Genomic DNA, 11,349 nt, shown 5'->3' with positions numbered 1-11,349 from the left:
CCCTACTAATTGATGGACTTGTCTCATACCTTTATAAAGTAAGCTTTAGTCAAAGGAGATTTGGTCCAATTGGCAATCTTTTACCGAGGTGTGTTATATCTAGCCATTTCCGCATTTATAGGGGAGAGTATTGAGTTTTTCGTAAATATGATTCTGGCAAGGGAATTGGGGAAGCATGGGCTCGGTCTGTATATGTCGATTCTTCCATCGGTATTTTTGATTATCTTGCTCTCAAGTTTTGAATTGCATGTTTCGATTTCAAAGCTGATTGCCGAAAAAGACAACAAGTTCCATCGCACGATTTTACACCATGCCATTGTGATCGCGATTGTCTTTACATCACTGCTTTTGTTGCTCGCAACCGCCATTCTGCCGTTTGTGCCCGTTTTTGATTCGTATCATCCCTATACAAGATGGGTGGTCATCATTCTCATCCCGGTTATGACCTTTACGTCTGTCGCCAGGGGATACTTTATGGGCAAGCATCAAATGGGGAGAATTGCTTTTTCAACTTTTTTGCGAAAAACGTTTCAGCTGTCGGTTCTGTTCCTGCTTTTTCGCTTTTTCAACCTTCAAACGGAAGCCGCAGTATTTGTTTCCATTAGTACATTGATTGGCAGCGAACTCGTTGTGTTTCTTTATCTTGTCTATTCCTTTTTTATTCAATATCAGCAAATGAAACGGCTGCCTTTTTCCAATTTGAATCGAACCGTTGTCCGGAAAAATCTAATTGCCGTTTCCGCCCCAACGACCGGGTTGCGGTTGTTTTCAGCCGTTGCCAATGCCATTCAACCGTTCTTAATCAAAGCGGCGCTTGTTCGTTCTGGGCTTACACCAACGTTGGCAACCGAACAATTCGGCATGCTTACAGGTGTTGCGGTAACGATTGGCCTTTTTCCGGCATTTATTGCCCATTCGATGATGACCGTGCTGATTCCGGCTGTATCGAAAACATTTGCAACAAAAGATTACGCCGGCCTGCAAAAAATGCTCTCCCAAGTGATCAAAGTTACGTTTCTGTATGGTGTACCAGCGGTCGTTGTCTTCTATTTTTTCGCTCAGCCTTTTAGCTCGTTGTTTTTCCATTCATCGTCTGCTGCTTCCTATATCCAAATGCTTTGGCCGTTTTTTTTGTTTTACTTCTTCATCATTCCAATGCAGGCATTTTTTATTGGACTGGGCCTGTTAAAAGATTTGTTTATCCAAACCATCTGGTCGATTGTGATTTCGTATTCCATTATTTTATTGGCCGGTTCCATGCCGGAATGGGGGATGGATGGTGTCATTATTGGAATGAATACGGAAGCGGTTTTGCTCGCTTTTATGCATTATGTTACCGTTTGTAAAAAAATCGGCATATCGGTTTTTCTTAAGCCACCAGTGCATAAGCCAACCGATCGGTAGCAGCCATTTTTAGAGGGGGTTTAGTACAGCGGCTTCCGCCTCTTTTTCTTTTGCTGCTTGCAATTCCGCTTTAAATTTCTTGTGAATAAGCGGCTTGTTTCCGTACACGATCAAAAGGTCACCAGCTTGCAGCTCGGTACTCTGTCTTTTTTGGCGAATCTGAATATCGCCGTGTTTAATAAATAGGATATTCAGATCCATTTCGCCTTCAAATAGATCCGATAGGGTTTTACCGATGAGGAAAGACGATGGATGAATGGAGATTTCTGCGAAACAATCCTCTTCTTCGTTTAGAAAGACATCGCGAATCGGCAGATCTTTTAAATCGTAGGCCTTTTTGATTTCCCCCTCGAACCGGGAAGCGAGTTTTTTTTGCAAGGAGGGGAGCTTTAAAATTAGCATGAGTACAATAAGAATTCCGGCAATAGAAGCGATTTCTTTTGTAAACAGATTTTTTGAAAGCATATTGCTGATAGACGAAATAATGACGGCAAGCGAAAAAGCGCCAAACAAGATCAGAAAGGCACCAAGCTTTCTCCTGATCGGATGTTGAATAATGAGCTCCGATTCCCCGGTTGTAAAGCCGGTACCGGTTAGCATCGAGATCACTTGAAATCGGGAAATACGGTGGTCAAGGCCGGTTAAGGTAAATAGGACGACATTGATTTCAATCACTGCCAAAATGATGACGATATAAAGAATGATAAATCTCATTGGTTCACCACCGCTTCTTTTGTTTAAGAAAAAATGTCGAAAACAAAACCTAAAGGAATAGCTCCTTTAGGTTATTGCTTTGTTTTATTGTAGTACTGTACGCCATACAGAGAGCCTTCACTTACCATTTTATTGTCTTCGATATCCATCGGGTCGGGATGTCCAGCTTTTTTAATTGGCAAGCCTTTATTGTCAGAAGAAGTGAATTTATTTTTTATCATCTGGTAGTAATCCTTTACGCTTGACCGGCCGGATTTCGTTACCATCCAAAGGACGGATCCCACACCCACTCCCGCCAAAACATATGAAGTCACTGAACGAGGATATTTCATTTCTCGCCGCCTCCTTCTTGGGTTTGAAAGAAGTTTACCCTTAAAAGGACAAGCTTAAACATTTTGGACTCTTGATGGGCGAAAGCGAAAAAAGGAACAAGCCGCATCATGAAAGGGGATTTTTATCAATAAAAAAAGCAGCCGTTTTCACCCGGCTGCCATTTATCAGTCTTTGCTAGAAAGGATTCCAAAAATCCGCAGCAAATCCAAGAACAGATTAATAAAATTCAAATACAAACTTAAGGCCATCAAAGGTACTTCTTCAGGACGAACGCCGTGACGCTTCATCCGGTTGAAATCAAAGAGAACATAACCGCTGAATACCATGACGCCGATAAAAGAATAGGCAAGCATTCCGGTCGTGCTTAACGGCCAGAAAATATTAAAAATGGAAATCGCCACAAGTGCGAGTAGGGCAGCCATCAAGAAACCGCCTAAAAATGTTAAGTCCCGCTTTGTCTTTGAAGCGTAAATGGCAAGGCCGGCAAAAACGGTTGTCGTTGTTGCAAAGGCAAGCAATACTGTGTTGGCGCCTGTGGTTGCCAGATAATAAGCGACAACTGGATAAATCGTAATCCCGGAAATAAATGTGAAAATATACAAAAACGAATAAGAAACTGCTTTTCTTCGTCTGAAAAATGTAGCAGATAAAAGCATGATCAATTCCAGAATAGCGAGCGGCATAAAGAGTGCCGGCGGAACATATACACCTGCCATTGTTCCAAGAAAGGCAAAGGCAAGGGAGAAAGCAAATGTTCTTAAAACGGATGGCATATACCGATTAGCAGTTTGTGTATACAATTTTTTCACCTCGTTAAATGTTTCTATCACTATTATATACGAAAAAGTGGTCAAGAAGTTTCATTTTTTCTGTTTTCTTGTTTTAATAAATCGCGGATTTCTGCTAACAGCTCCTCCGTCCGATCCATCTTCGCCTTTTCTTCTTCTTTCGATTTAAAGTGATTGATTCCTTTTACAAAAAGAAAAATCGAAAACGAAATGATAAAGAAATCGACAACCGATTGAATAAAAAGCCCGTATTGCAACTGTTCGTCGCCAACTTTAAAGGCAAGTTTGGTGAAATCAATTCCGCCCATTAACAGGCCAATCAGCGGCATCAAGACATCTTTGACAAGGGAAGAAACAATTTTGCCAAAAGCACCGCCGATAATGACCCCGACAGCAAGGTCAATCACATTTCCTTTTATCGCAAATTTCTTAAATTCATTCCACATTTAAAACAACCTCCAGCAACTCATTATGTACCATAAATGGACATTTTAACCTTTACCCCAGCTGTTTTCAATCAATCCGTAAAGGAAATGATTTTCAACGCGTTTTTTTCCCTTTATGGACAAATTAAGAATGACCCCAATAGCGCAACTCAATGAACTGCTCAGTCAATTTGGGGATTCGTTGAATGAATAAAAATTTATCGAAGATATAGATGATTCCCTTGTTTTGCTTTTTATACAGCACAAGGGTTCAATGGGTCAATTGATGAATGAATTGGCCAAAATAGGTGTCATTGATAGGATGGCTTTTTTAGCCTTTTTATGATGATCGCGCGGGAAATAAAAAAAGCAGGGATCCCCTGCTTTTTTCTTAGCTAATCAGAATTTATATGGATAAATTCTGAACGGACGATGGACAGGACGTCCTAGTCAGGCGAGTGCCAGGATGTGGCAGGTATGCGAGCGTGGTAAATTCAACTACGCCTCTGTCTTCGTCCAAAGGACTCGCCAGTCGGCGAGTTTTCTTTATAATATCAGAATTTATATGTTGCCCTTTTTAACGATTGCCTGAAGAGTAAGACAGGGATTCCAATATTCTGAAACGAATCTTTTTGACCAAAATCATGAATCTGTGACATGTAAAGTATACATGTAAGGAATTTATTCTATACGGCCAAACTAAAAAGGGACGGGCGGCGGCTTTTGCCCGGTTTTTCTTGTAATTTTTTAGGGTAAACCGGTCATTACTAGCTTCTCTAATGCCCAATGTTCCTATTTTTCAGGTCTAATCGGTCATTACTAGCTCCCGTAAAGCCCGATTCTCCGATTTTCCAGGCCAAACCGGTCATTACTAGCTCCCGTAAAGCCCGATTCTCCGATTTTCCAGGCCAAACCGGTCATTACTAGCTCCCGTAATGCCCGATCCTCCGATTTTCCAGGCCAAACCGGTCATTACTAGCTCCCGTAATGCCCGATTCTCCGATTTTCCAGGCCAAACCGGTCATTACTAGCTCCCGTAATGCCCGATCCTCCTATTTTTTAGGCCAAACCGGTCATTACTAGCTTCTGTAATGCCCGATTCTCCGATTTTTCAGGCCAAACCGGTCACTACTGGCTTCACCGGAACGCCCCCCGGAAAGCGAGTGCCTGGAGTGGAAATCAACAGACTCCGTTTATCCGTCAAACTAAAAAGGACCGGGCGGTTTTTGCCCGGTTTTTCTTAAAATGCCCAGTTACCGCTGCGGAAGACGGCTTCTGCTTTCCCATCCGCGGTAATGCCGTCGATATCCATTTCCGCCGAACCAATCATGAAATCAACATGGGTAATGCTTTGGTTCAAGCCGTTTGCTTTTAATTCATCTGAAGACATCGTCTTGCCGCCATCAATACAAAATGCATAGGCGCTGCCGATGGCAAGATGATTTGAAGCATTTTCATCAAATAGTGTATTAAAGAAGAGAATATTTGATTGGGAAATCGGCGAATTAAATGGAACAAGTGCCACTTCGCCAAGATAATGCGAACCTTCATCTGTTTCAACAAGCTGCTTTAGAATCTCTTCGCCTTCTTCAGCCTTCACACCAACAATTTTCCCATTTTCAAACGTAATGCTGAAGCGATCGATAATATTGCCGCCGTAACTTAAGGGCTTTGTGCTGGAGACCGTTCCGTTTACCCCCGTTTTCAAAGGGACAGTGAACACTTCTTCTGTTGGCATATTGGCCATAAACTCGATTCCTTTTTCATTCATGCTGCCGGCGCCAACCCAAAGATGGTTTTTCGGAAGTTCAATCGTCAAGTCCGTTCCAGGTGCTTTATAATGCAGTTTTGCATAATGCTTTTCATTTAAGTAATTTACTTTTTCATGCAAATTGGCATCATGCTGTTTCCACGCTTCGACTGGATTGTCGCTGTCAACGCGGGTTGCTTTAAAAATGGCCTCCCAAAGTTTTGCCACTTGGTTTTCCGCAGGCTCGTCCGGGAATACTTTCGCTGCCCAAGCAGGAGAGGCAGCAGCAATCACGGTCCAGCTGATTTTATCCGCCTGCACGGCTTGACGATATTTTTCAAGCGCTTTTCCGGCCGCCTTTTGGAAGTTGGAAATACGTTCCGATTTTACCCCTTTTAATAAATCTGGACTTGATGAGACAATCGACATGAATGCCGCACCTTGTTCGACGAGCGCTTCTCTTTCTTTTGCCTTCCACTCAGGGTATTCGCCAAAGGCTTCATCTGGTGCGAGATCGTATTTCAATCTTGAAACAGTATCATCATTCCAATCCACCATAACATTTTTCGCACCCGCTTCATAAGCTTGTTTCACCACAAGCCGGACAAACTCGGCTGCATCCAATGTGGCATACACAACCAATGTCTGTCCCTTTTGAACATTGACACCCACCTTTACTGCAAGCTCTGCATATTTTTCCAAACTCTTTTGAAAATTGTTCATTATTTCGTCTCCTTTTTTCAGTATCTACCATTATTTTAGCCAACTTGGTGGGAAAAAAGAAATGAAACGGTGTTGAAAAAAAGTGGTTGCTTCTTTTTGCATGGAAATCCGGACAGAAAAATGAAGAAAATTCGCGGATGAAAGGGAGAAGTTCATGGAAAAAATGAAAAAATTCTCCAATGAAATTAGAAATCAGCCGGATTAAGTACAATGGCTAAAAAAAGCAGCAGGAATTCACTCATTCCTACTGCAGCTTGCTTCCATATATTTTTAAATGTAAAAAAACCCCTATTGAAAATAACGAAATGAATGACACAATCTCTAGCCATGCCATCTTGTTCCACCGCCTTTTGTAATGGAAAGACTTTTCACTATGATTGTAATACTAAAAGGAGAAGATGTGAACGATGTCAATCGGCGAGTTTTCTTTATTTTTCAAAAAGCTTGAACATCTGCCAATACAGAACAGCGCTCAATAGAGCAAGGACAGCAAGGGTAAAAAATGTCCATCCGTAACCGATCCAGACGGTCATCGGAATAAAGATGGGGGCGATCGTCCGGCTGAACGTATACCTTAAGCTGGCCGCAGCAAAATACTGGCCGCGCATCTGCTCTGGAGCAATTTTGGAGACAAAGCTTTGCTGAAGTCCGGCTGACACCAGTTCCCCGAACGTATAAACCGCCATCGCAAAAATAAACCCCCATATCCAATGGGTTTGACTGAAAAGAACGACCGACAAAGCATACAGAACGGAGGAGAGGATAAACACATTCCGCTCATGGTACTTCGCCATCCACTTTGTTGTAAAAACGGTCAGTAAGGTAACAAGCAATCCATTTTCCGCCAGAACGATGCCAAAGGCCTGTTCACCTTTTACCGTGAAATTCCATCCGGCTGCCGTTACTAGATCTTGCCCCTCTGACATGACATCCTTCATATAGACGGGAATTAACAAATCGAGTTGCATGAATGTCTGCCCGGCTAAAACGCCCGCAAGGATAAACATAAGAAAAACCTGATCTTTAAAAATAAGGGAGTAGTCCTTCAGTTGGTCATACAAAATGGAATACCATTTGCCAGGATAGCTGTTCTGTGTATAACTCCGGAGTGGCGCCGTTTCTCTCGTCCATTTTAGTAAAATAAAACCCAACAAAACACAAACAATCCCGGCTGCAAGCAGAAGCTGAAAACGGTAGTTGACATAAAAAATCGCGCCGAGCAGCGGACCTATGACAACCGCAATATTAATCGAAGTATAAAAAATGGCAAACACATCACTGCGATTTTTTTCATCGACGACATCTGCGACCATCGCTTGGCTTGCAGGCCAATAGAAAGCACCAAATACACCAGCAACGGTAAAGGCAATAAACCCAAGCCCTGGGGAAACAAGCCATGGAGTGCTGCCGAATCCAAAAGCAATAAAGGACAATCCCTGTCCCATTGCAGACAGCACCATCATTCGTTTGCGGCCAAAGCGGTCTGCAAAATGGCCGCCCAGCAAATTGGCCATCACCGAAAAAATTTGTGAAAAAATCAATAAGAGTCCTGCACGGTCTTTTCCGAATGCATCCGCGAAATAAATCGTCAGGAACGGAAAGAACATCCAATAGGAGATATTCATTAAGGCTTCGCCAAACAAGCGAACTTTTAAATTTTGATCCCAATCACGTATTCTAATGGCGATACCCTCCTTTCTTAAGAATGGCTTAAAAAAGGCAAGCACGAAACAAAATGTGCTTACCTTTTTGAAAATCGTTTACTCTTGATCTTTCAAAGCTTGCTTCAGCAAATCGCCTAAACTTGTGCCGAAATCTTCTTTTTGTGTGTATTTTTGAACGAGCTTGCGTTCTTCGCGTTTATTGACTGCTTTCTTTTTTTCCTCCGCTTTTTCAACGATATTGCATTTGCGGCATTGGAAATAGAGACCGGCCTTTCCTTCATGCATCTCCATTTTTTTGTGGCATTGCGGACAGCGCTTGTTTGATAGCTTTGGATCTTTTCGCTTGCGGTACGAACATTCAAGATTGGCGCAAACAAGTATTTTGCCCTCTTTTGTGTTCCGCTCCTTTAAAAAGGAACCGCACTCCGGGCATTTCGATCCGGTCAAATTGTGAGCACGGTACGTTTTGTCGCTTGTTTTAATTTCCGAGACAAGCTGCTGTGTTTGCTTCCGGATTTTTTGTAAAAATGCTTTCGGATCGGCTTTGCCTTTTGCAATTCTTTCCAGCTCTTGCTCCCATTTTGCGGTCAGTTCCGGTGATTTTAATTCATCGTTGACCAGGTCAATGAGTTGTTTTCCTTTTTTCGTCGGATGGAAGCGTCCGTTTTGCCGCTCAACGACCTCTGTTTCCACCAGTCTTTCAATGATTTCTGCCCGTGTGGCAGGAGTTCCAAGACCGAATTTTTCCATTTGAGATAAGACGTCGGCTTCAGAATACCGCTGCGGCGGTTCCGTCCATTTTTGCGTAAGAGTTGGATTTTTAATGGGAAGTGTCCGCCCTTTTTCAAATGTGTGCAGGCTTTGGGAGACAAGCGGACTTTCTTCCTTGCCTGCCAGCTTTTTAAAACCAAGCTCGAGGACGGCTGTTTCGCGGGCCGTAAAGGTTTCCCCTTCAACATTGAAAACAGCCAGAATGCTTTCGTATTCATATGCCGGGTAAAATAAAGCCAAAAACCGCTTGGCGATTAAATCATAAATTTTTCTTTCATCGGAATCCAGATCGCTTAGGTGCAAGCGCTGTTCGGTTGGAATAATCGCATGGTGGTCAGTTACTTTTTCGTTATTGAACACACGCTTGGCCAGAACTTGATTTTTGCCCGCAACAATCGGCCGGATTTCTTCCTTGTATGTGGAAGCCATTCCTTGCAGCCGATCTGCCATCGTACTAGCCATATCCGTTGTCAAATACCGGGAATCGGTTCGCGGATAGGTCACCAGTTTGTATTGTTCATAGAGCCGCTGCAACACGTTTAATGTTTTTTTCGCAGAAAAGCCGTAGCGCTTATTGGCATCTCGCTGCAATTCGGTTAAATCGTAGGGCAGAGGCTGTTGTTCTGACTTCTTTTTGCGTTCGATTTTTTCAAGGACGGCTTTTGCACCTTGGATTTTTTGGACAATTTTATCGACCTCGTCTTTTGCAAAAATTCGTTTTTCGTTGTTGCACTCCCAATCAGCTGTCAGCGGGCCAATGTCTGCCTGCAATGTCCAGTATTCTTTCGGGACAAATTTTTGGATTTGCTGTTCGCGCTCAAGCACCATTGAAAGGGTTGGCGTCTGTACCCTTCCTGCAGAGAGCGGGTCTTTGTACTTGGTTGTCAGCGCTCTTGTGACATTTAGGCCAATCAGCCAATCCGCTTCCGCGCGGCAGACAGCGGACTGATACAGATCATCATATTGATGGCCCGGCTTTAGTTGCTTGAAGCCATCCTTGATCGCTTTGTCGGTCTGGGAGGAAATCCACAGCCGTTTGATCGGTTTGTTCCACTGAATTTTTTCCAAAATCCAGCGGGCGACGAGCTCGCCTTCGCGCCCGGCGTCGGTTGCAATAATACAGTCTTTTATATCTTTTCGTTTGGCTAAATTTTCGATCGCCCGGAATTGGTGATTTGTTTGCTTGATGACTTTCAGCCCCATTTTCGAGGGGATAATTGGCAAATCTTCGAGATTCCATGTTTTGTATTTGGTGTCGTAATGCTCGGGCATTTTTAATTCAATTAAATGGCCAAGCGCCCATGTGACAATATATTGGTTTCCTTCAAGGTAACTTTTATGTGTTTGGCTGCAGCCAAGGACGCGTGCAAGCTCCCGGGCCACGCTTGGTTTTTCAGCTAGTACAAGAGATTTCATAACTGCTCCTTTCGTTCGGGCAAAGTTCCCCTTGTTACAGTATAACGGAAACGGAAGAATTTTGGTAATGTCGATGCTCTCGGGAAAGGAAAATTGAGGATTCTTCGTTTTGCGAATGTTGCGGATCCAGTTCGTGGGAAAAATCCAGCTTCCGGACAAAGAGACCTCAAAATATGGATAAAATCGGAAATCCCGTGAATAAATCGAATCCGTCCGGGGGAAAAGGGTACCGCCGCGGGACAAGGAGATCCCCCGAAATACGGATAAACTCGGAAACTTCGCGGATAAAACGAAAAACTCCGCGGATAAACGGACCAACTCCGCGGATAAAAGACCAAACTCCGCGGATAAATCGAATTCGCCCGCTTAAAGGGTACCGCCGCGGGACAAGGATCCCCCGAAATACGGATAAACACGGAAAACCCGCGGATAAAACGAAAAACTCCACGGATAAACGGACCAACTTCGCGGATAAAAGACCAAACTCCGCGGATAAATCGAATTCGCCCGCGAAAAGGGTACCGCCGCGGGACAAGGATCCCCCGAAATACGGATAAACTCGGAAGCTTCGCGGATAAAACGAAAAACTCCGCGGATAAACGGACCAACTCCGCGGATAAAAGACCAAACTCCGCGGATAAATCGAATTCGCCCGCTTAAAGGGTACCGCCGCGGGACAAGGATCCCCCGAAATACGGATAAACACGGAAAACCCGCGGATAAAACGAAAAACTCCACGGATAAACGGACCAACTTCGCGGATAAATCGAATTCGCCCGCTTAAAGGGTACCGCCGCGGGACAAGGATCCCCCGAAATACGGATAAACACGGAAAACCCGCGGATAAAACGAAAAACTCCACGGATAAACGGACTAACTTCGCGGATAAACGTCTCAACTCCGCGGATAAACGTCTCAACTTCGCGGATAAAAGACCAAACTCCGCGGATAAATCGAATCCGCCCGCGAAAAGGGTACCGCCGCGGGCCAAGGAGATCTCCAAAATACGGGTAATTCCTGAAATCCCGCAAATTAAATTTCCTACATATAAATAAAAAGAGCGAGGAGTAATTTCCCCGCCACGAGCCATGTTTAGTCTTCTTCGATGCGATTTTTAAATGCTTCTTGGGTGACGATTAGTTCTTCGTCTTCAACGGCTTCTTTCGTATGTTTTTCTGTTAGGCTATTCTCTGGAAAATTGCCGGGATGATGCTTCTTTTTATGATTGAAATGCTCTCCTCGTGCCAATAAAAACACCCCTTTCATATACTGAAATTAGCATGTCCGACTTCAATGGGAAATATTACGGGCGTGCCACCCTTAAAGAATTATTATCAGCAGATGGAGGTTGCATGTCCGAC

General features: G+C 43.7%; 10 protein-coding genes. 1 reads left to right on the top strand and 9 read right to left on the bottom strand.

From position 1 onward, the window contains the following. Positions 1-69: 69 nt before the first annotated feature. The gene (locus ACQYAD_RS01850; RefSeq protein WP_430234934.1) at positions 70-1,404 is read left to right on the top strand and encodes an oligosaccharide flippase family protein; all 1,335 of its coding nucleotides are present in this window, start codon (positions 70-72) and stop codon (positions 1,402-1,404) included. A gap of 9 nt (positions 1,405-1,413) precedes the next feature. Here the strand turns inward: ACQYAD_RS01850 and ACQYAD_RS01845 are convergent, their stop codons facing one another. From ACQYAD_RS01845 to ACQYAD_RS01805, 9 genes are all read right to left on the bottom strand, one after another. Next, positions 1,414-2,118 carry a TrkA C-terminal domain-containing protein gene (locus tag ACQYAD_RS01845; RefSeq protein WP_430234932.1) on the bottom strand — a complete coding sequence of 235 codons (705 nt, stop codon included), beginning with the start codon at positions 2,116-2,118 and terminating at the stop codon, positions 1,414-1,416. Positions 2,119-2,189: 71 nt separating this feature from the next. After that, positions 2,190-2,450 (bottom strand): hypothetical protein, encoded by a 261-nt coding sequence (locus ACQYAD_RS01840; RefSeq protein ID WP_430234930.1) that lies wholly within the window; start codon positions 2,448-2,450, stop codon positions 2,190-2,192. A gap of 165 nt (positions 2,451-2,615) precedes the next feature. Further along, a complete protein-coding gene (locus ACQYAD_RS01835; RefSeq protein ID WP_430235191.1) occupies positions 2,616-3,224 on the bottom strand; it encodes a Bax inhibitor-1/YccA family protein in 609 nt (202 codons plus the stop codon). Positions 3,225-3,301: 77 nt separating this feature from the next. Further along, positions 3,302-3,685: a large conductance mechanosensitive channel protein MscL gene (mscL, locus tag ACQYAD_RS01830; RefSeq protein ID WP_430234928.1), complete on the bottom strand. Its 384-nt coding sequence runs from the start codon at positions 3,683-3,685 to the stop codon at positions 3,302-3,304. Positions 3,686-4,904: 1,219 nt separating this feature from the next. Then, entirely contained in the window at positions 4,905-6,137 is a 1,233-nt protein-coding gene (locus ACQYAD_RS01825; protein WP_430234926.1) for an aminopeptidase, read from the bottom strand. 428 nt (positions 6,138-6,565) lie between these two features. Continuing rightward, positions 6,566-7,819, bottom strand: a complete 1,254-nt coding sequence (locus tag ACQYAD_RS01820; RefSeq protein ID WP_430235189.1) for an MDR family MFS transporter — start codon at positions 7,817-7,819, stop codon at positions 6,566-6,568. A gap of 78 nt (positions 7,820-7,897) precedes the next feature. After that, complete coding sequence (locus tag ACQYAD_RS01815) at positions 7,898-9,988, bottom strand: DNA topoisomerase 3 (protein WP_430234924.1); 2,091 nt, start codon at positions 9,986-9,988, stop codon at positions 7,898-7,900. Positions 9,989-10,644: 656 nt separating this feature from the next. After that, positions 10,645-11,019, bottom strand: a complete 375-nt coding sequence (locus tag ACQYAD_RS01810; RefSeq protein ID WP_430234922.1) for a hypothetical protein — start codon at positions 11,017-11,019, stop codon at positions 10,645-10,647. Between the two features lie 61 nt (positions 11,020-11,080). After that, on the bottom strand, positions 11,081-11,236 hold the full coding sequence (locus ACQYAD_RS01805) for a hypothetical protein (protein WP_430235213.1): 156 nt from the start codon (positions 11,234-11,236) through the stop codon (positions 11,081-11,083). Positions 11,237-11,349 lie beyond the last annotated feature (113 nt).

This window comes from Neobacillus sp. SM06, assembly GCF_050496765.1.
Classification (GTDB): Bacteria; Bacillota; Bacilli; order Bacillales; family Cytobacillaceae; genus JAEVLT01.
This window is presented reverse-complemented; position numbering and strand designations above follow the sequence as displayed.